General features: G+C 45.4%; 19 protein-coding genes and 1 rRNA gene. 8 read left to right on the top strand and 12 right to left on the bottom strand.

The features are described 5' to 3' along the window. The first annotated feature begins 71 nt into the window (after window positions 1–71). Window positions 72–584, top strand: a complete 513-nt coding sequence (locus L3V43_RS21465; RefSeq protein ID WP_010604316.1) for a sigma-70 family RNA polymerase sigma factor — start codon at window positions 72–74, stop codon at window positions 582–584. 9 nt (window positions 585–593) lie between these two features. Here L3V43_RS21465 and L3V43_RS21460 read toward each other — a convergent pair whose 3' ends face one another. Further along, window positions 594–1043: a TerB family tellurite resistance protein gene (locus L3V43_RS21460; protein ID WP_102055856.1), complete on the bottom strand. Its 450-nt coding sequence runs from the start codon at window positions 1041–1043 to the stop codon at window positions 594–596. A gap of 54 nt (window positions 1044–1097) precedes the next feature. On the opposite strand from L3V43_RS21460, the gene L3V43_RS21455 reads away from it, so the two are divergent. Further along, window positions 1098–1472, top strand: coding sequence for a hypothetical protein (locus L3V43_RS21455; protein ID WP_039494777.1), 375 nt, complete (start codon window positions 1098–1100; stop codon window positions 1470–1472). A 211-nt stretch (window positions 1473–1683) separates the two neighbouring features. Here the strand turns inward: L3V43_RS21455 and L3V43_RS21450 are convergent, their stop codons facing one another. The 6 genes from L3V43_RS21450 to fabR all read right to left on the bottom strand — a co-directional run bounded on the left by L3V43_RS21450 (window position 1684) and on the right by fabR (window position 8000). Continuing rightward, window positions 1684–2277 carry a hypothetical protein gene (locus tag L3V43_RS21450; RefSeq protein ID WP_237117371.1) on the bottom strand — a complete coding sequence of 198 codons (594 nt, stop codon included), beginning with the start codon at window positions 2275–2277 and terminating at the stop codon, window positions 1684–1686. A gap of 87 nt (window positions 2278–2364) precedes the next feature. After that, window positions 2365–2964, bottom strand: coding sequence for a 3-isopropylmalate dehydratase small subunit (leuD, locus tag L3V43_RS21445; RefSeq protein WP_010604312.1), 600 nt, complete (start codon window positions 2962–2964; stop codon window positions 2365–2367). Next, window positions 2961–4364 carry a 3-isopropylmalate dehydratase large subunit gene (gene leuC, locus L3V43_RS21440; protein WP_102055854.1) on the bottom strand — a complete coding sequence of 468 codons (1404 nt, stop codon included), beginning with the start codon at window positions 4362–4364 and terminating at the stop codon, window positions 2961–2963. The genes leuD and leuC overlap by 4 nt, the downstream gene beginning before the upstream one ends. Before the next feature lie 15 nt (window positions 4365–4379). After that, entirely contained in the window at window positions 4380–5456 is a 1077-nt protein-coding gene (leuB, locus tag L3V43_RS21435; protein WP_045989497.1) for a 3-isopropylmalate dehydrogenase, read from the bottom strand. Continuing rightward, a complete protein-coding gene (leuA, locus tag L3V43_RS21430) occupies window positions 5453–7000 on the bottom strand; it encodes a 2-isopropylmalate synthase (RefSeq protein WP_102055853.1) in 1548 nt (515 codons plus the stop codon). Before leuA ends, leuB begins: the two co-directional genes overlap by 4 nt. 376 nt (window positions 7001–7376) lie before the next feature. Further along, the gene (fabR, locus tag L3V43_RS21425) at window positions 7377–8000 is read right to left on the bottom strand and encodes an HTH-type transcriptional repressor FabR (RefSeq protein ID WP_010374371.1); all 624 of its coding nucleotides are present in this window, start codon (window positions 7998–8000) and stop codon (window positions 7377–7379) included. 125 nt (window positions 8001–8125) lie between these two features. Between fabR and L3V43_RS21420 the strand changes: the two genes are divergently transcribed. Both L3V43_RS21420 and sthA read left to right on the top strand, forming a co-directional pair. Next, a complete protein-coding gene (locus L3V43_RS21420) occupies window positions 8126–9253 on the top strand; it encodes a fatty acid desaturase (protein WP_010374369.1) in 1128 nt (375 codons plus the stop codon). A gap of 35 nt (window positions 9254–9288) precedes the next feature. Beyond that, window positions 9289–10725, top strand: a complete 1437-nt coding sequence (gene sthA, locus L3V43_RS21415) for a Si-specific NAD(P)(+) transhydrogenase (RefSeq protein WP_102055852.1) — start codon at window positions 9289–9291, stop codon at window positions 10723–10725. Window positions 10726–10775: 50 nt separating this feature from the next. Here the strand turns inward: sthA and L3V43_RS21410 are convergent, their stop codons facing one another. Continuing rightward, a complete protein-coding gene (locus L3V43_RS21410; protein ID WP_237117370.1) occupies window positions 10776–12017 on the bottom strand; it encodes a hypothetical protein in 1242 nt (413 codons plus the stop codon). Further along, on the bottom strand, window positions 11998–12645 hold the full coding sequence (locus L3V43_RS21405; RefSeq protein ID WP_237117369.1) for a methylamine utilization protein: 648 nt from the start codon (window positions 12643–12645) through the stop codon (window positions 11998–12000). Before L3V43_RS21405 ends, L3V43_RS21410 begins: the two co-directional genes overlap by 20 nt. Before the next feature lie 201 nt (window positions 12646–12846). Between L3V43_RS21405 and L3V43_RS21400 the strand changes: the two genes are divergently transcribed. Together L3V43_RS21400 and L3V43_RS21395 are read left to right on the top strand one after the other, a co-directional pair. After that, window positions 12847–14880, top strand: a complete 2034-nt coding sequence (locus L3V43_RS21400) for a glycoside hydrolase family 97 protein (protein ID WP_237117378.1) — start codon at window positions 12847–12849, stop codon at window positions 14878–14880. 115 nt (window positions 14881–14995) lie between these two features. Next, window positions 14996–15196, top strand: a complete 201-nt coding sequence (locus L3V43_RS21395; protein ID WP_237117368.1) for a hypothetical protein — start codon at window positions 14996–14998, stop codon at window positions 15194–15196. 125 nt (window positions 15197–15321) lie between these two features. On the opposite strand, the gene L3V43_RS21390 is transcribed toward L3V43_RS21395, so the two are convergent. Further along, a complete protein-coding gene (locus tag L3V43_RS21390; RefSeq protein ID WP_237117367.1) occupies window positions 15322–16734 on the bottom strand; it encodes a glycosyl hydrolase family 18 protein in 1413 nt (470 codons plus the stop codon). Window positions 16735–17006: 272 nt separating this feature from the next. Between L3V43_RS21390 and L3V43_RS21385 the strand changes: the two genes are divergently transcribed. Beyond that, window positions 17007–17660 (top strand): S24 family peptidase, encoded by a 654-nt coding sequence (locus tag L3V43_RS21385; RefSeq protein WP_010604302.1) that lies wholly within the window; start codon window positions 17007–17009, stop codon window positions 17658–17660. A gap of 34 nt (window positions 17661–17694) precedes the next feature. Here L3V43_RS21385 and L3V43_RS21380 read toward each other — a convergent pair whose 3' ends face one another. Further along, the gene (locus tag L3V43_RS21380) at window positions 17695–18867 is read right to left on the bottom strand and encodes an MFS transporter (protein WP_235368804.1); all 1173 of its coding nucleotides are present in this window, start codon (window positions 18865–18867) and stop codon (window positions 17695–17697) included. A 47-nt stretch (window positions 18868–18914) separates the two neighbouring features. On the opposite strand from L3V43_RS21380, the gene L3V43_RS21375 reads away from it, so the two are divergent. Continuing rightward, a complete protein-coding gene (locus tag L3V43_RS21375) occupies window positions 18915–19760 on the top strand; it encodes a helix-turn-helix transcriptional regulator (protein ID WP_237117366.1) in 846 nt (281 codons plus the stop codon). 213 nt (window positions 19761–19973) lie between these two features. On the opposite strand, the gene rrf is transcribed toward L3V43_RS21375, so the two are convergent. Beyond that, window positions 19974–20087, bottom strand: a 5S ribosomal RNA gene (rrf, locus tag L3V43_RS21370). Window positions 20088–20250 lie beyond the last annotated feature (163 nt).

Below are 20250 nucleotides of genomic sequence, written 5' to 3'. Positions count from 1 at the left end.
AAGATCGCACAGTAAATGATAAGTGTTTTCATTTGCAATGGTAAAATATAATTAACATAGGAGTGTGATCTGTGTCCAAGTTTGCTATCAAGTGGGCTAACGTTATTTCAGACAACAAAGGGAAGGTACTCGCGTATCTCAACAGTATCTTAAAATGCCCCTATCTTGCCGAAGATGCGTTACAGGACACTTTTATCCGTCTTAGCAGCATGTCACATACACAAAATGCGCAAATCAATAACACAACGAGTTTCTGCTTCCAAGTGGCTAGGAATATTGCAATCGATATGCTTAGAAAGCAAAGTCGAGAAAGCTTAGTTGCCCTTGAGGCAACGCATGTAGAGTACATGTCAGACACAGATTCAGATATCGAAAACAAAGTCGAGTCGGCGCAACTGGATAGACGCATGGACTCAACAATCCAAAAACTGTCAACTCGCCATCAAAATATCATTAGCTTTTATCGTACTGGTCGATTCAAACAAAAAGAAATTGCGAAGCTTTATAAAATCTCACCAACCTTGGTTAACTTTATGATAAAAGAGGCTGTACACAGCTGCCAAAAGGAGTTTTTAGCTCACTAGAATAGAGGATTATACACTAGCTGATTGTTGTACTCGTAGCTTCGCAGCAATGAAATCAGGGTGGGCAACATAAAACAGCCCGGCTATTTTCCGAATGATATGGTCTTCATGGCTGTCGAGTTCACCATCTGCATAAGCAACGTGCCACAATAGTTCAATGACCTCGATGCGCTCAATGTCGCTGGTGTGGTTATTCACTTGCTTGGCAAAAGAATACATATCTACCGCCTGTTCCACCAATTGCTGTGCTTGCGTTATCAGTGCACTGACTTGTGGTTCAGGCAATTCACAACGTGTTTTGAGTAGCTCCGCAATTTTATCGAACTCCGACTGTTGTAGTTTGCCGTCCGCTCGCATCACTTCAACCAGTAATGCAGCAAGCGCGGTATTAAAGTCGATTTCTTGTTTCGGTGACGACTCCTGCAAGCTTTGAAATAGTTTTTTAAGTTGGTTAAGCAAGTGGCTAATCTCCCATGTGATATACTGTAAATGTAGCAGACTAAAAGGACGGTTATGCGTAAGTTATCATTGAGACTAAATTCATTAAAGCTAAGTTCCCTAGTCGTAGGTGCAACATTGCTCTCGGCATGCCAATATACACCGGTTCCACGAGGCGAACCTGAAAAGCTCTATGACTTTGACCACAAAGTACATTATGAGCAAACCACGTATAACGATGACCACTTTCGACTGGCAATTAAGCCAGATAGTTATGCGCATTTTAGGCAACAAAGCGTATTTTTGCTGCGCCATGCCAAACGCTTATGCCAAGGCAGTAACCCACAATTGACATTACTTGGTGGCGTCCAAGGCTTTGATAAGATGCCATTAGAGCCAAGACCTTACCAGAATGACTTAACAGTAGACGTAAAATGTGTGGCCAAATAGCCACACATTTTTGTTAGCGCTATAAATCTTTTTCAGTAACCCGCTCTGGGTTTAGTCTTTATACCAGTTGTATTAAGTAAATGATCTATTTTGAAGCGGGAAAATAGTTTTAGTAGCTAGGCAAAAATTTTGCTATTTAGTTGTTCTAAATGAGAAATTTTTAACGAAGCTAATATGATATTTCACCCTTCAAATTGATTAGAGAATTAATTCAATTGGTATTATATCCCCAAGGCGCTTTTGGTGCGGTTACCGGTTTTGTTAAATCAAAGTCCACTCGGAACTCTCGCCCTTCACGCACTAAACGATAGGTAAACTGCTCCGGATAGATATACATCTGCCATGTATTTCCGACTGACTGTGGGATCCCTTGCTGGACAAATAACTGTTTTGAGTATTCATCAGCAGGGAACGACTGCACGGTATTAAATCCCGCATCTAGGGTATGACCACCATACATAGTAGAAACATCGTCACTGCCATCTTCATGGCGGTGATCGTGCTTTAAGCTCAAACCACTCCCTGTTTTGGTGATGATCCAAGTTCTTGAAGCATCTTTTCCTACATGAAATGGGACTTGAAGCTCAGCGTCGCCACATTTACGAACGTGCATCACAAGACGCGCATCGCTAAAGCTGCTTGGGCCTTGATTATCCACCGTTACTTTGCCTTCGTAGGCTTTACCACAATGCGCTTTAATAGCGTCAAAAAATGCATCATGGCTTGGGATGGAAACCAGCGGGGCAGGACGCGCGAAGGCTGCACAGCTCAAGGTTACGAGTAGCGCTAAAGTTAATTTTTTCATTAGAGACACCTAAAACAAATAAAGCCAGAGCTTAATCAGCTTCTGGCTTTGTGGCAAAATTATTCGACTAAATTGAGTAAACAGCTATTATTGCCAAGGTCTTGTCGTAGCAAGCTGCTGCTCAAAGGCATCAATTTGGGCATTTAATAATTCGGTCTCACCGATAAAGTCAAGGCCACTCAAGAGGCGTGCTTTGATGTCTTCTCGCACCTCAAAGTCAATTGGTGCAATACCCGCTCCGCTTATCTGCTGCGCTTCTAGGTCAATACTCAAATGCACTTGTGATTGTTGCTCACATGCATCGAAGAGCGTATCTAACGTGCTGGCTGGTAACGCAATGCAAAGCATTTGGTTATTACCACAATTGTTAAAAAAGATATCGGCAAAACTCTCGGCTAGGATCACGGTAAAACCATATTGTTTTAGTGCCCAAGGAGCATGCTCACGAGACGAGCCACAACCAAAGTTGTCACGCGTTAACAAGATTGACGCGCCCCGATATTGTCGATAGTTAAGTACAAAATTCGGATCTGGCTGGCCATCGTCAAGATAGCGCCAATCATAAAACAGCGCTTTATCAAACCCATCGCGGCTGGTTGAAGTTAAAAACTGCTTGGGAATAATTTGGTCTGTATCAACATTGTTTTTGTCTAATGGCGCAACTAGGCCCTGATGAAACACGCTCATGACGCCTCTCCTCGAATATCAGTAAAGTGACCTGCAATTGCCGCTGCGGCAGCCATTGCTGGACTCACCAAATGCGTACGACCGCCTCGCCCTTGACGCCCTTCAAAGTTACGGTTTGAGGTCGATGCACAGCGTTTTTCTGCGCCAAGCCGATCATCGTTCATCGCCAAGCACATAGAGCAGCCCGGTTCTCGCCACTCAAACCCCGCAGCTTTAAAAATATCGGCTAAGCCCTCTTGTTCGGCTTGCTGCTTTACTAATCCAGATCCTGGGACGATTAGCGCTTCAACGCCTGCCGCTACGTGCTTGCCTGCCACCACTTGTGCCGCCGCACGCAAATCTTCAATACGACTATTGGTGCAAGAGCCAATAAATACGGTGTCGACTTTGGCATCGCTTAGCCTTTGTCCTGCTGCGAGGCCCATATATTTCAGCGCGCTGCGCATCGCATCCGCTTTGACTAAATTAGGTTCATCGTCAGGGTTCGGTACTAAGTCATTAATACCAATGACTTGCTCTGGACTGGTCCCCCAGGTTACTTGAGGTTGTACACTGTCAGCATCCAGCTCCACGACACGATCAAATTCAGCATCCGGGTCGCTATGCAAGGTTTGCCAATAGCGCACCGCAGCATCAAAGTCTTCGCCTTGAGGTGCAAATGGGCGACCACGTAAATACGCAAAGGTTTTCTCGTCAGGTGCGATCAAGCCAGCTTTCGCCCCCATTTCAATACTCATATTACAGAGCGTCATCCGCGCTTCCATCGACAGCGCTTCGATCCCCGTCCCACAAAACTCAGCCACATAACCAGTGCCACCAGCTGTGCCTAATTGCCCAATCACAGCGAGGATCAAGTCTTTTGCAGTCACGGTCGGGCGCAATACGCCATTCACTTGAATTTTTAACGATTTGGCTTTTTTCTGTTGTAATGTTTGCGTGGCCAGCACGTGTTCAACCTCTGATGTACCAATACCGTGAGCCAGCGCACCAAATGCACCATGCGTTGAGGTATGGCTATCGCCACATACAATCGTTGTACCCGGCAAAGTGATCCCTTGCTCAGGTCCCATTACGTGCACTATACCTTGGTTAATCGAATTTAAATCGTAAAGTACAATGCCGAACTCTTCACAGTTTTGTGCCAACGCTTGTAGCTGGTTTTTGCTCACCTCACTGGCAGCATCAATCGAACGGCTCTTGGTCGAGACATTATGATCCATTGTCGCAAAGGTTTTTTCTGGACACCTTACCGGACGATTCTGCTCTCTTAAGCCCGCAAATGCCTGCGGTGAAGTGACTTCGTGTACTAGATGACGGTCAATGTACAAGAGATCGGTTTGCTCGTTTAATTTAGCAACCACATGGGATTGCCAAATTTTATCGTATAATGTTTTTGCCACTTGCTCTTACCTTTATTAAACCCTGTCGACGATCGCTTGCGCGACATCCATAGTAGTAAATCCTGCTTGAGGATAGATATCCGGTGTACCTACACCATCTTTCACCGCCTCTGCTACTGCCTTTTCAATTGCGCGTGCCGCTTCGTCTTGCCCCAATGAATAACGTAGCATCAGCGCGGCACTTAAGATTTGTGCGATTGGGTTTGCCACTCCTTTACCGGCGATATCTGGTGCTGAGCCGCCCGCTGGCTCATATAAGCCAAAACCCGATTGATTTAGACTTGCCGATGGTAATAACCCCATGGAACCCGTGATCATTGCACATTCATCAGAAAGGATGTCACCAAACAGGTTGTCGCACAGTAGCACATCAAACTGGCTTGGTTGCTTTACCAACTGCATCGCAGCGTTGTCGATATAGATGTGATCAAGCGCCACATCTGGGTATTCTTTCGCGACTTCATTGACCACTTCACGCCACAGTACACTGGTTGCCAGCACGTTGGCTTTGTCTACAGAAGTCACATGATTGCTTCTAAGTCTCGCTGCATCAAAAGCAAAACGGGCGATGCGTTCGATTTCTTTGCGCGAATAGGTTTGCGTATCAAACGCCGACTCGCTTTCGCCCTCACCTTGGCGACCTTTTTCGCCAAAATAAATTCCGCCAGTAAGCTCACGGACGCATAAAATATCAAAACCTTGCTGGCTAATGTCACTGCGTAGTGGAGAGGCAGCGCTTAATGCGGGTAATAGCTGCGCAGGACGCAGATTACAAAATAGCTGAAAGTGCTTTCTAAGCGGTAATAAGGATGCCCGCTCTGGTTGCTCATTTGGTGGTAAATGCTCCCACTTAGGCCCACCCACAGAGCCAAATAAAATCGCATCAGCGGCTTCACATGCGGCCAATGTCGCCGCGGGTAAGGCTTCACCAAATTGGTCTATGGCCGCACCACCAATCGCTTGTGGTGATTTTTCTAAAGCAAAGTTGAACTTAGTCGCCACTTTATCTAATACCAGCTCAGCGGCTTGCATCACTTCTGGACCAATTCCATCTCCAGCTAATACTGCGATTTTGTAGTTTGTTTGACTCATCCTGCTTTCCTTTGTTGTTTTAGGCTAGACACTTTTTGTGCTCTATCAATTAGGTTATATACTCGGATCATGGCTCTCACTGACGCTTCGACGATGTCGGCCGCAAGTCCCACACCGTGATATTGCTTACCATCAAACTTGGCAATAATATCGACTTGGCCCAGTGAACTTGCCCCTTTACCCGTCGCATCAAGGTTATATTCCACCACTTCCACCGCCATGCCAGTGATACGCTCGATAGCTACAAACGCCGCTTCCACAGGACCGTTGCCGGTTGCCGCTTCTTGCTTAAGCTCACCATTCAAGGCAATCCCCACAGTCGCGCTCGCGATAGATTGAGAGTTAGAAGATGCATTGACGAACTGTAATTGGTAGCGCTCGTCTTTATCTTTGATTTGGTTGAAATAAATCATCGCTTCAAGGTCATAGTCGTAAACCGTGCCCTTTTGATCGGCTAACGCCAAGAAGCTTTCATACAGGCTATCCATATCGTAATCCGATTTCTGATAGCCAAGCTCGGTAAGACGATGCTCGATAACATGTCGGCCAGAGCGTGAAGTCATATTTAACTGATTACTCGGCACACCAACGGTTTCTGGTGCCATGATTTCATAGGTGTTTTGTGCTTTTAAGACGCCGTCTTGGTGAATACCCGAGCTATGTGCAAAGGCATTTTCGCCTACAATTGCCTTGTTTGGCTGCACCGGCATATTGCAGATTTTAGCAACTTGACGTGACGCGCGATAAATCTCTTCGCTACGAATATCGGTGTGCACTTTTAGGTGGTCTTGACGCATCTTCATGATCATCGCCACTTCTTCTAGTGAGCAGTTACCTGCACGCTCACCAATACCATTGATGGTACATTCGATTTGTCTTGCACCGGCTTGTACCGCCGCGATTGAGTTTGCCACCGCAAGTCCTAAATCGTTGTGACAATGGACACTTAGTCTGGCTTTGTCGATGTTAGGCACATTATTACGAATATGGTAAATCATCGCTGCATACTCGTCTGGTGTGACATAACCTACGGTATCAGGCAAGTTAATCGTAGATGCACCGGCATTAATCGCCGCTTCAACAATACGACACAGGTCTGAGTGTGGCGTACGGCCGGCGTCTTCACATGAAAACTCAACATCATCAGTGTACTTTCTGGCTTGAGAAATGGCCTTAATCGCCATGCTAGTCGCATCATCTAGACTCATTCTTAACTTATGTTCTAGGTGCAGAGGGCTGGTTGCGATAAAGGTGTGAATGCGGCGCTGCTCAGCGCCTTTAAGGGCTTCGCCACATGCGTCGATATCTTTACTAACCGCACGCGCAAGGCCACAAATCGCTGGACCTTTTACCTCGGCAGCAATGCGTTGTACCGCACGAAAATCAGCCGGACTTGATACTGGAAAACCCACTTCCATAACATCCACATTGAGACGACTAATGGTATGCGCCAGCTGTATTTTATCTTCTTCTGTTAAGCTGGCTTTTAACGCCTGCTCACCGTCCCTTAATGTTGTATCGAAAATCCAGACTTTATCTTGCATACCCTTATCCTCAGCCAAAAAAAACCCCGCAAGTGCGGGGTGTCTACAGTAAATGTCGCTCAATTCGCGCAATTACACCCCACCCCTCTGGTTTACCAGTAGGAGGTTAAGAAGGAGTGAAATACGCGCAGTCATTTTCATTGAGCTAAGTGTTCCTGTTGATGAATTGGTTATGTTTTAACATGCTTCAAAAGCGACAATCAAGCATAAATTATCCCAAAAATAGAGTTTAAATCTCGATTTATTGGCAAATAAAATCACAATAACGCCAAATTTAGAAAATACATTTCAAGATCAGAAGTGAACACAGATAGGATATGAAGTGAGCAGGGTATTTTTGAATTTTAATTACCAATAAAAAAATAGCCAATTTAGGCTATTTTTTTATTGGTTCTGGATGTTTTGCATAACCAGAGGCACCTTTTGCGATATACCGCAACTGCCACTTCAAACGCTCGGTCAGTTCAGCGCGTTGTGGGGGGTCTTGATCCAAAGCCTCAGCACCAGAGCTAAATACTAAGGTGACCATTGCTTCAGCCTGCATGTGGGCGTGATGGGTATCTACTCCCGTTTCTGTTTCAAGGTAATGAGCAAGCTCTAAGATAAAATGTTTGATTTCTCTAGCCACGGCGGCACGAAACGCAGGTGACGTACCCGAACGTTCACGCAGTAATAAACGAAATTGGTTGCTCGACTGCTCAATAAATTCCATGAAGGTGTGCACAGAAGTATTGATCACGCTACCACCTTTAGCGATGCGACGTCTTGCTTGGCGCATTAATTGTCGCAAGGTTAAACCCGCTTCATCTACCATAGTCAGCCCGAGCTCGTTCATATCCTTAAAATGTCGATAAAAAGAAGTAGGTGCGATACCCGCCTCTCGCGCGACTTCACGCAGGCTTAAATTCGAGAAACTATGCTCAGCACTTAGTTGATTAAATGCCGCTTCGATAAGCGCTTGACGGGTCTTCTGTTTTTGTTGGGCGCGTACACCAGCCATGGACTTTCCCCAATTCGCTTCGAAAAATAAGAACAATAAACCGCAGTCTAAACCTTGACGCAGCAAGAATGAAATACTATTTTAGCGTACAGTTGTACGCTGAAATTAGATTTTGAGATTAATTGATGAAAAAACCACCCATTTTATGGACCAATGTGCTGTTCTTTAGCTTATCGTTTTTAGCTGCGATCACTTTGGTGCCTTGGTATGGCTTTGAATACGGCTATACCACCAGCCACTGGGTAGCTTTTGTTGCCTGTATGTTTTACGCCGGTCTGTCGATCACCGCAGGGTATCACCGTTTATGGGCGCATAAAGCCTATGACGCCCATCCTGTGATTCAAGTTATTTTTGCGTTGGGTGGCGCATTCGCGTTACAAAACAGTATATTACATTGGAGTAGCGATCACCGTGTACACCACGGCCAAGTCGACGACCCAGTAAAAGATCCGTACGCCGCAACACGAGGCTTCTGGTATAGCCATATCGGTTGGATGCTGAGAGATTATCAAGGCGAGACTTACGGTGATTATAATAACGCCAGAGACTTACAACGTAACCCTATCGTGATGTGGCAACACAAGCACTATATGAAATTGGTGTTACTTACGAATATCGGCATCCCGTTAGTGCTAGGTTTATTACTCGGAAATGTGTTTGGCATGTTGTTACTTGCGGGCGTACTCAGACTCGTACTCAGTCAACACTTTACCTTCTTTATCAATTCACTGGCGCACATTTGGGGTAGTCGTCCTTACACCGAAAAAAATACCGCGCGAGACAATGGTTTGCTAGCCCTATTCACTTACGGTGAAGGCTACCATAACTTTCATCATATTTTTGCCAGCGACTACCGTAATGGTATTCGCTGGTATCACTATGACCCAACTAAATGGCTGATCCGCACTTTTGCAGCACTAGGCCTTGCCAGTAAGCTAAAACGCACTCCGGTTGAGCGCATTGAAAAAGCCAAAGCGGAGACCTTGTTGAATAAGACTAAAGTCAGTCTCGCAAAATTGCCTTTGGCGCAAGATAAGCTTACATTGTTACAACAAGAGTATGATTTACTTCTTAAAAAGCTTCAAAACTACTGTACTGTGCAAAAGCAGGTACTCGAAGCGAAGAAAGAGGCAGTACTTGCACAGTGCGAACATTCCGCACTGATGCAACAATATAAAGAGCTAGAACAAGCTTGGGAAAGCCAAAAACAAGCTTGGATTGCACTAAATTCGAGGCTACTGAAAACGGCATAACGTTCAGCGGCCTCAATAACTAAAGGGGTGAGGCCGTGAGCAAAAAAGCTGCAGAAAAAACCGAAACTGTTCCACAATCCTATCAATACGATGCCATTATTATAGGCACCGGACCTGGCGGCGAAGGCGCCGCCATGAACCTCTCTAAAAGTGGTAAGAAAGTCGCGGTTATCGAACGCCAGCATGCGGTTGGCGGTGGCTGCGTTCACTGGGGCACCATTCCCTCAAAGGCGCTTCGCCACTCTGTCAGTCGTTTAATTGAATACAAAGCGAACCCACTTTATCGTTTCACCGAGCGCCCGCAGCGCCATACCTTTCAAGATATTTTGCACCATGCCAGTGATGTGATCTCAAAACAGTCAACATTGCGTTCTAGCTTTTATGGTCGTAACCGCATCCACTTGTTTCAAGGCGATGCCAGCTTTGTTGACGCGCATACAGTACAAGTCATTCATCAAGATGGTTCGCAAGAGTTACTCACCGCTAAAACCATTGTAATAGCCACAGGCTCGCGCCCATACCGCCCACCAGGCGTTGATTTTAACCACCCTCGCGTCTACGACAGTGACACTATTTTAAGCCTTGAGCATAATCCTCAGCGCGTATTGATATACGGCGCAGGGGTCATAGGCTGTGAATATGCATCAATCTTTAAAGGACTGGGCGCAAAGGTAGATCTTATCAATACCCGCGACCGCTTACTGGCCTTCATGGATGCCGAGATCTCTGACGCACTCAGTTACCATTTTTGGAATAATGGTATTGTTATTCGCCATAACGAAGAGTTTGCGAAAGTAGAGACCCATGACAAAGGGGTTATTGTGCATCTACAGTCTGGCAAGAAAGTACGCGCAGACTGCATTTTATGGGCCAATGGCCGCTCCGGTAATACCGAAACACTCAACCTTGCAAGCGTAGGTCTAAAGGCTGATAGCCGTGGCCAGCTTAAAGTCAACGAACACTATCAAACTGAAGTGGATAATATTTTCGCAGTAGGAGATGTGATTGGCTATCCCAGCCTAGCCAGTGCGGCGTTCGATCAAGGGCGTATTGCGGCCAATGCGATTGTGCATGGTGCCTGTGATGATCGTTTGATCACCGATATCCCAACCGGCATTTACACCATTCCAGAAATGAGCTCTGTTGGTAAAACTGAGCAAGAACTCACCGCTGCGCGCATTCCCTATGAAGTGGGTCGCGCCCAGTTTAAACATTTGGCTCGTGCACAGATCACAGGCACTGAAGTCGGCAGCTTGAAAATTTTGTTCCATGCAGAAACCAAAGAGATATTAGGTATTCACTGCTTTGGTGAACGTGCATCCGAGATCATCCATATCGGCCAAGCCATTATGGAACAAAAAGGAACGGGTAATAATATCGAGTACTTTATCAATACTACCTTTAACTACCCAACAATGGCCGAAGCCTATCGCGTTGCAGCCTTAAACGGCATTAATCGTCTACTGGACTAACGTATCGTATGGCATGAATAAGCGTGACACCTTGGGCGTCACGTTTATTGTTATAAATTAAAACGATACTCCGCACTGAGTCGCCACACATTATCGCTTTGCTTAGGTTTACCGTTAAAAGCCTCGCGGTTTGCAACTGTGGTTGTCAGCCTCAAAAACTCACCGCCCACCAGCCAATTGCTATTAATTCGATACTTCACTGTAGCGGTCAGTGCATGGCCATCACTTTGGTTTGGGTCGAACTGCCAATCATCTTTATCGATGACTTTGAACTGCTCCCCCCGTATGGAAAAGCGCCACTCATCGCGCTGATGTGTGAGTAGCAAAAACCAACTATTAAAGTCATTATCGACGCCGCGATTGACACCCATGGCGGTATTACCCAACATGCCTTGTACGAGTATATGCGTCTGCGGGGTTAACTTGTAACGCCAAGCTGCACTAATAAATTTAGTGTCCCACGCATACTGCCCAGTTCGGTAGTTAATCTTACTTGGATCGCCATTATTATCGTACCAATAGACATTGATCTCACTGCGGTTTGAAAATTCGCGATGATATCCAAGATAATAACCAAATCGGCCATCTACTTCCGAAAACGGTTCAACATGCTGTGCTTGATGTTGTAGCTGCGGTGTGTTCAACGACTCTACCGCGGCAAAGGGGAGACTTTCGTTAAACACCGACTGCCTATCATGCACGGTAAAACCTCGCCATGCGAGTAAAGTGCCAGCCGGATCATTCCCCTTAAAAACACCAAACACACCTTTGAATCCCTGACCGCGGCTACGACGCGTCTGCGGCTGCTCAATCGCGACTTCACCTCCAAATACTCGCACTTCCTCACCTATCCAAGCGTTGATGGCCGAATACTGATATGTATAGGGTGATGACCAGCCAATATCTGGGTTCTCAATAGAAAACTTCGGATAAAAGCCACCCGCTCGAACAATAAAGCGGCGACCATTTTTAGGCAGTGTTCGATACTGCAAATACAGTTCTGTAAAGCCGAGCTTGTCATCTGGGTCTGGCACATACTGTGTTACCCCGTGCAAAGACCAAGCGCTAGCAAAATCTACACGCCAATCAATAGCGCCTCGACTAAGCGTAATGTCTGACTCCCCTTTCCCAAAACGCGTAACGCCCCATCCAGGCTGATACCAAGCTTTACGATTATCATCATGCTGCCAGGTCGTTTGCAGTTGCCCTTGTCCAGAAATCTCAACGGCACCTGCTTGCCCTATGGCGAATAATGCCAAAGCGGCGCTTAGCTTAGTAATCATCGAAGCCATCGGAGAAATCCTGAAGTGGAGCAACCAGTGTTTGCTTAATTTGATAGGTAATTGCTTGAGTGTTATTCACGATGGAGAGCGGATGCTGTTCTATTTTGTCTATATTTTCGAATCTTTCATGCCATACATTCAGCTTTAGTGCGCTGGCTTGCTGAGCACCTAGGTCGATTGATACTTTGCCGCTGCTATCCGTTACCGCAAATAATGGGCTATCTACAACCACGATATAACCCAGCATCCAATCGTGAATATTGCAGCCAAGCTCAACCACACCAGTTTGATCAAATAATACTTGTTTCGGGTCATCGCGATACAACTTAAGCTCGAACGGCTTTGCAGCAGAGAACGAATAGACGTGGTGCAGAATAGGATCTAAATTCGGAAACGAGACTTGGGTGCCAGCTTGCACCATCAAGATATGGGGCACAAACGCTTTATCCTTTTGCTCCATTTTATAATCTAGCGTTGTTCTTTTGTTATCAAAGCCATTTCCTTGCAACCACACCGCGGCATTCGCGAGTGGCTGTTTATCAGCATCGACAATTTGCACTTCAAGGGCATTGACTAGACCGGCTTGTAGCATTGCCATCACAACAGCAATACGCCCAAAAATTGTTAGGTTTAGCATAAGCAGTTCAACCTATCCTTATTATTTTTCTTAGCTTGTCTACACTAGACCGAGCGGAATAATTATTACATTCATCGCATTTACAGCATGAATACGTATGCAACTTTTACGTGAACGTTAGCATACAACAGTAAGCTTAGCTTATGTGCAAAAGAACACGAATTTTCGTGCCGACAACAAGAAGGAAAAACTATGCGCCCCATGTCACTTTCCCTGATCGGATTAAGCTTGTTTACGACTACGAGCTTTGCCGCATCTTTAGCTGTGAGTTCGCCAGATGGCAAAATCACTTTTACCTTGAGTGATGATAATAGCCAGCCGACCTATCAAGTCAGCTTTAACGACAAAACCATTATTCAACCGTCTAAACTTGGTTTTGATTTCGCAACAGCTGCATCGATGCGCGATGGCTTAAGTATCACCACACATCAGCGTAATAGCGTCGATAGCAGTTGGCAACAGCCTTGGGGCGAAGCCCGAGTGATCCAAGATAAGCACAATGAGCTTGCTGTCACCTTTGCTAAGCAGGCAGACAAATCGCCGCAATATACTGTGCGTGTAAAAGTATTTGATGACGGTGTCGGCTTTCGCTATGAGGTTGCTCAAAATCAAGCGCTTAATATCACCAGAGAATTGACCGAATTCGCCTTTGCACAAAGTGATAAAAGTACAGCGTGGTGGATCCCTGCTCGTGGCTGGAATCGCTATGAATATGTATACAACACCACACCACTGCACGATGCCCCACATGTGCACACCCCATTTACTTTAAAGAATCAAGACGGGGTTCATATCAGTGTGCATGAAGCGGCCCTAATTGACTATGCGGGCATGACCTTAAACCAGCGTCGCCCAGGAACATTTGTTGCCGATCTAACACCTTGGTCAGACGGCGTTGCTGTCAAAACCAATGGTAAGTTCAATACACCTTGGCGCACCCTGCAAATAGGCGATGAAGCCACCGACTTGTTGAACTCTCACCTTATTTTAAACCTCAACGAACCAAATAAGCTCGGCGATGTATCTTGGGTTGAGCCGGGTAAATACATCGGCATTTGGTGGGGCATGCACATCAACAAAAATACCTGGGGCAGTGGCGATAAACATGGAGCGACTACGGCGCGTACTAAAGAATATTTGAGCTTTGCCGCTGACCATAGCTTTGATGGCGTGTTGGTTGAAGGGTGGAACATAGGCTGGGATGGCGACTGGTTCTTCAACGGTGATGTCTTTAGCTTTACCGACGCCTATGCTGACTTTAATATTGATGAAATAGCCAAGCACGGAGAAAAAGTAGGTGCACGCCTAATAGGTCATCACGAGACTTCAGGTAACGTCAGCAACTATCGCAATCAAATGGAGGCGGCTTTCGCACTCTACGAAAAAGCAGGCGTTCGCCAAGTTAAAACCGGTTACGTAGCCGATGGTGGCAACATCAAACGCATTGATGCCAAGGGCAATGCCAGATTCGAATGGCACGACGGTCAATTTATGGCAAATGAGTACTTAGACAACGTCAAACTTGCGGCCAAGCACAAGATCAGTATCAATACACATGAACCAATCAAAGATACCGGCCTGCGTCGTACCTATCCAAACTGGATCGCGAGAGAGGGTGCAAGAGGGCAAGAGTTCAACGCATGGGGCACGCCACCAAACCCACCAGAGCATGTGCCAATGCTTGCCTTTACCCGCATGTTAGCAGGCCCTATGGACTTTACTCCGGGTATTTTTGACATGGGCTTCAACAGCCTTGGCGATAAAACCAACCGCCCACAAACCACCCTCGCCAAACAATTAGCGCTTTATGTTGTGCTTTATAGTCCAATTCAAATGGCGGCCGATTTGCCAGAAAATTACCTCGCTAAGCCAGACGCCTTCCAATTTATCAAAGATGTACCCACCGACTGGGAACACAGTATCGCACTTGCAGGAGAAGTGGGTGATTATGTTGTCTTTGCCAGAAAGGAGCGCAAGCATAAACAATATAGTGGTAACGATTGGTTCTTGGGCGCAGTGACTGATGAAGAAGCGAGAGAAATTCCTATTACTTTAGATTTCCTTGAGTCAGGTAAAACCTTTGAGGCGCAAATCTACGCGGACGGTAATAAAGCCGAATGGAAACAAAACCCGTATGAAATGAATATTTACCGCAAAAAGGTAACAAGTGCCGACAAGCTGACATTAAAACTGGCTGCCGGCGGCGGCGTTGCTATTCGTTTTAAAGCGCTTTAAACATAAGGTGACTACCCAGCAGCTGGGTAGTCACCGCTTTGGGCTGTACATTTAGTAAACTATACAGTAGGGTAAAATAGTCTATTAAGACATTCTTATTTCAAAGGAAAATAATATGAAACTTACCCTAGCAAAGAAAAAACTAAAACAATTAGACTATCAACAAAATCAACTTGCCGCAAAGCTCACACCGCAAGCAGCCGGTGGTAGAGGACCAGAAACCGGCGTTATGTGTGAAACGACTAATAACGATTACTGGTGTCAACGTCCAAGTTCGCCAGCTGTTACCTGCAGCGTGATGGAGCGCTGTTTATAATCATTTCCCACCATATATAGGCTAGATATTATAAAAATATGTAGTTAGCCTATTTCTCAGTCAAACTCTCTATATGCTCAACGGCCAGCTCTCACTCGCCGCCGAGCTGAGTTATAAGTAATAATTTACTGACATTGATAGCTTGGTGTTACACCATTAGCAACTTCCCATTTCGCTGTTAATAGCGACGCAGGGCCATTACTGTCATGGGATAGCTCCCAATTCATAATGCCACCGGCATTGAGCTTAGCGTACTGCGTTTTTGCGCGGATCGTCGGGATACCATTGTAGTAGCTGCTACCATCACTATCGCGACAGGCATTGGCAGGGTTCTCCTGCAGTAAGGTGCGATACGCTTTCCAAGTAGGTCTTGCATAAAATGGTACGCCTAATACCGTTTTTTCTTTACTAAGCCCACGACCTTGCCAGTAAGCTATTGAGTCTTTGGCGTATTGCATAGAAGCATGATCAGTATTGTTCGCGTCGTACGCCATCAAATTTAAAAAGTCGATATCTTGGAATACAGATTCCAACACGCCACCACCAGTATAACCAAGCGCCACCACAGCTGCCGTCAAGAATTTACCTCTGGCGCGTAACTCAACGCTTAGTTCCTTCATCAGTAATGCATAGTTATTTGCTGAAGCACCGGGATCTGGATATTCCCAATCCATATCAACACCATCTAGATTATGCTGCTCTACAAACGCAATGACCTCTTGCACGAAACGGGCTCTACCTTGCTGTGAACTGGCGAATGTCTCGAATGCACTATCGTCCCCCCCGTTCCAGCCACCAATGGCAATTCCCACTTTCACATTGTTGGCATGAGCCGAATTTACTAGCGCTGTCATTTTGCTCAAATTTTCAAGTGGTCTCAGTGTGCCATCTGCATTGGGTAGTAAAAATGAGTAATTGATATGGGTGAGTTTATCAAACTGAATATCACTCACGGCACCCTGCCAACTTGGAAAGTAGCCGACAATTTTAAAATTAGGGTCGCCAGGAGGAACCTCGTCAGACACGACACTGAAGTTCACCGCACTCGATTCACCTCGTGCCCCAGACACATCAGTTGCAGAGACAGTTAATGCGCGATTACCTAGCCCCTGCGCTTGCCACATCACCTCATAAGGTGCACTGTTGTCAGAGGCGACCAGCGTGCCATCGAGATAGAATTCAACACCGTCGATAGCCGTGTTTTGCGGATGGCTTACCGCCGCAGCTAGGCTAACTGATGAACCCACTAACACTCGTGCGTTACTGCTTGGAGAGGTGACCGAAACCTGGGGCAATGGCGTTACAGGATCACAACTACCGTTTGCTTGCCAGACATCATAAGTATTAGAATTTTGCGCTGGGTTTTGGTTTTGTGTCCACCATTTCGCGGTGTATTTAGCTGACTGATAGGTGACAGCATCACCACCTGTATATACCTGCTGTGATTGCCATTGCGTTAAGTTGCTACAGTCAACCGCCAGTGCAACTTCCATCGCGCCCAAGAGCGGAAGTGCAATTAATAAATTTGTATATTTCATTACCTTTTTCCATGTTGTATGTCGGCTAAAGCAAGTCGTGCCGAGTTTAAATAAATGTTAACTTGCGATTCTAGCCTACCAGCATGGACAAATTTCGTACAACCCAACTCACTACGACCTTAGTCTAATGAAATAACCCCTCTCTTTAGGCCATTATTCGTCCTTGATTATGCTCGTTTATAAAATGTCCAACTAGTGCAGCGAGACTGTACAGATAAGGCTTAGCTCAGTATGCTTGCGGGTTTAGGCGCTATAAAGAGAATAATTAAGAGATGAGTACGGCATTTTCAAGACGATTTGTAACCTTAGTCGAGCAATTTGCAGGCGGCAATAAGCGCCAATTTGCCCAGTTAACAGGTAAATCCCCTTCCCATATTTACCGTATTTGTCGCGGCTTAAGTCGCCCTTCAATGATATATCTTGAGCACCTTTATAGCCTATTTGCCGTTGATCTGAACTGGTTACTTACCGGTGAACAACCCTTAGATAAACCACAAGGTCAGCTTAAAGATGAACTTACCCTCATACCTAAACTTGATATTGAGGCCAGTGCAGGTATGGGCAGTGTAATTGGTCATGAAGAAGTTACCGAGCAGTTTGCACTCAACCGTCGTTGGCTAAACTCCCATCTTGGCGTGTATTCAGAGAAGCTCGCCTTTGTCTCTATCCGTGGTGATAGTATGCAGCCCACGTTGCTAGACGGCGACATGGTACTCGTTGACCTTTCACAGAATCAACCCAGTAAAGATGCGGTTTATATCATTCAAACAGAAGAGGGTCTCATGGCTAAGCGAGTGCAACAAAAGCACTCTCAGCTCAAAGTGATCAGTGATAACCCTGATTACCCGAGCTGGGAGATCACCGCTGATAATGCCGACAGTCACGGCATTGCAGGGCGTGTTGTTTGGTGTGGTCGCAGTATCTAAACTGCAATGTCACTATTCGTGTGATGCTGGAGCATCACACGGATTTAGCCAGCTTTTCCTGCACATTGGCTGTATTCACAAATTGACTCAACACCAATGAGCACACCGCAAGTGCAGCACCAAAGTAAAACACTAAGGATTGATCGTATAACCATACTAAGCCAAAGCTTGCTGGGATCACTACTGCTGCAATATGGTTAATGGTAAAGCTAACCCCTGCCGTTGCTGCGATGTCTTCTGGCCGAGCAATTTTTTGAAAATAAGTTTTGAGTGCAATGGCCATCGCAAAAAACAGATGGTCGATGACATAAAGCGCTGCAGCAAAGCTTGCTGACTCTACCAATGCATAACCAATAAATACAAAAATTAGTCCCACATATTCGATTGTCAGTGTTTTACGCTCACCAATATGCCCAATCATTTGACCAATCTTGGGGGCGATAAATATGTTTATCAAATGATTCAACATATAAAGCGCGGTGATCTGTGCAACATCAAAACCAAATTTTTCCACCATTAAGAAACCCGCAAACACCATAAATATTTGTCTTCTCGCGCCCGAGAAGAAAATCAAGGCGTAATATAGGCTGTACTCTTTTCTCAAAATGAGCTTTTTATGCTGCGTAGTATGCATTTCAAAGGTTGGAAAGCCGATAAACATAAATAGCGTAATGATAAAGCCAACCCCTCCAATAAGCAGATACATCCACTTATAGTCTGCAGAGAAGTAGCTAAAACCCAGCCATATCACCGCATAGGCGATCAGAGAGGCAATGGATTTAATAGAGAGCAAGATACCCAGTTTGGCCGGTGCCTCATCTTTATTGAACCATTGTAAACTGAGTGATTGATTCAGTGTCTCAAAATAGTGAAAACCTATCGACATTAACACTGTGGTTGCATACAAACCATAAATAGTAGGCAACAAGCCCGTAATCGCGACGCCAAGCGACAGCAAACATAAACTGATCAGTGCGAAGGTCTGCTCCTTTAACACCAATAAAACAAACACCGCTGTAAACGCTAAAAATCCGGGGATCTCACGCAGAGATTGCAACATTCCCATATTAGCGCCATTGAAGTTTGCGGCTTCAATCGCAAAGTTATTGAGCATGGCCATCCAGCCTGCGAATGTAACTGCCATAACAATGGTAGCGAGCACTAAGAAATTAAAAGGACTTTGCCATCCTTGAGAGGCATTCTTCATGATTATCTCCACATAAAGCACAACTATTAAAAAGTTATGGCTATAATATGGCCACACGTCAATTTCAGATATACACAATTATGCCAAGTTCTTTATCAAAACAGACAACTTCTCCTTGGCGTATTCAACCCAAATATAAGCGCTTCTTAAAGCCAACACTTGGCCGGCCAATCCTGCCAAGAGCGGTAAAAAAAGCAGAGTGGGAGCATGTTCAACGGCACCAACATGAGTGGGGACAGCTTGCATATACAAGCAATGGAGTCATTACAATTGTGACTCCTGAAGGCACTTTCGTGATCCCTCCCGACCAAGCTTTGTGGCTACCTCCAGGCCTTCCACATGAGACGTATTGTCGCTACGGTGGAGATTTTCGTAGTGTCTATATCGACAATAAATACACCGAGTTGCTAGGGAATAAAGCGAAGCTAATTGCGGTAGATGAACTACTGAAGCAATTTATACTGGAGATCTGTACTTGGCAGGAAGAGTACCACCTAGATGAAAAAACAGAGCGATTTATTACGGTCTTTATTGATAGGCTAACGTCAGCTGCAACGTGCCACTTTTTTATTCCAAGTGCACAGGATGCTCGGATCTTACCCATTGTGACCGAGCTACATACAAATCCAGGATGCAAAATAAGCTTGGAGGCCTGGAGTGATCAAGTCGGCGCATCAACCCGGACACTCAACCGCTTATTCCACAAATGTTTTATGATGGGCTTCAGTGATTGGCGCCAAAAACTAAGAGCTATCAAAGCAATTGAGCTTTTGAAAGATGGATATTCTCAGCAACAAGCAGCCGAATATTTGGGTTTTGAATCTACCGCCGCATTTAGCAATGCGTTTAAAAAAGTCTTTGGCAAACCACCGGGACAGTACATTAAAAAGTAATGGTAATTTGGGATCAATAAATACTTTCCCACAGAATATTATGAATTCACAAATCGGCGGGTAAACCGTCTCCCACGATACATGTTTATACTGTGGTGGGAGCGAGTCTATGGTAGGAGCGAGTTTACCTCGCGAGATTTTTAAATCTCAAATCTCTATACCCCAAGCAGAAAAAAACCCGTCGCATTACTGCAACGGGTTTTTCTTATAAGGCCCTGACGATGTTCTACTTTCACATGGGAAGCCCACACTATCATCGACGCTGTTTTGTTTCACTTCTGAGTTCGGCATGGGGTCAGGTGGGTCCAAAACGCTATGGTCATCAGGAAATTCTGTTCATTAATGAAGTATCCTTCATTAATATAAATCCGGAAAAAGCTATTAAATTCTTTGTCTACTTTAGTCTATTAACTTCTGTCGCTTATAAACCACTTTGGCGTTGTATGGTTAAGCCTCACGGGTAATTAGTACGAGTTAGCTTAATGCCTCA

It is taken from the genome of Pseudoalteromonas sp. L23 (assembly GCF_021728455.1).
In the GTDB taxonomy this organism is placed as follows: domain Bacteria; phylum Pseudomonadota; class Gammaproteobacteria; order Enterobacterales; family Alteromonadaceae; genus Pseudoalteromonas.
Note: the sequence above shows the minus strand (reverse complement) of the source record. Positions and strands in the feature narration are given on the sequence as shown.

Coding starts and splice junctions, on each gene's coding strand:
- L3V43_RS21455 (WP_039494777.1), top strand. CDS start 1,098: ATGCGTAAGTTATCATTGAGACTAAATTCATTAAAGCTAAGTTCCCTA.
- L3V43_RS21400 (WP_237117378.1), top strand. CDS start 12,847: ATGTCACTTTCCCTGATCGGATTAAGCTTGTTTACGACTACGAGCTTT.
- L3V43_RS21405 (WP_237117369.1), bottom strand. CDS start 12,645: ATGCTAAACCTAACAATTTTTGGGCGTATTGCTGTTGTGATGGCAATG.
- L3V43_RS21395 (WP_237117368.1), top strand. CDS start 14,996: ATGAAACTTACCCTAGCAAAGAAAAAACTAAAACAATTAGACTATCAA.
- L3V43_RS21420 (WP_010374369.1), top strand. CDS start 8,126: ATGAAAAAACCACCCATTTTATGGACCAATGTGCTGTTCTTTAGCTTA.
- L3V43_RS21385 (WP_010604302.1), top strand. CDS start 17,007: ATGAGTACGGCATTTTCAAGACGATTTGTAACCTTAGTCGAGCAATTT.
- L3V43_RS21450 (WP_237117371.1), bottom strand. CDS start 2,277: ATGAAAAAATTAACTTTAGCGCTACTCGTAACCTTGAGCTGTGCAGCC.
- L3V43_RS21410 (WP_237117370.1), bottom strand. CDS start 12,017: ATGGCTTCGATGATTACTAAGCTAAGCGCCGCTTTGGCATTATTCGCC.
- leuB (WP_045989497.1), bottom strand. CDS start 5,456: ATGAGTCAAACAAACTACAAAATCGCAGTATTAGCTGGAGATGGAATT.
- L3V43_RS21380 (WP_235368804.1), bottom strand. CDS start 18,867: ATGAAGAATGCCTCTCAAGGATGGCAAAGTCCTTTTAATTTCTTAGTG.
- leuD (WP_010604312.1), bottom strand. CDS start 2,964: ATGAGCGTGTTTCATCAGGGCCTAGTTGCGCCATTAGACAAAAACAAT.
- fabR (WP_010374371.1), bottom strand. CDS start 8,000: ATGGCTGGTGTACGCGCCCAACAAAAACAGAAGACCCGTCAAGCGCTT.
- L3V43_RS21375 (WP_237117366.1), top strand. CDS start 18,915: ATGGCCACACGTCAATTTCAGATATACACAATTATGCCAAGTTCTTTA.
- leuA (WP_102055853.1), bottom strand. CDS start 7,000: ATGCAAGATAAAGTCTGGATTTTCGATACAACATTAAGGGACGGTGAG.
- L3V43_RS21390 (WP_237117367.1), bottom strand. CDS start 16,734: ATGAAATATACAAATTTATTAATTGCACTTCCGCTCTTGGGCGCGATG.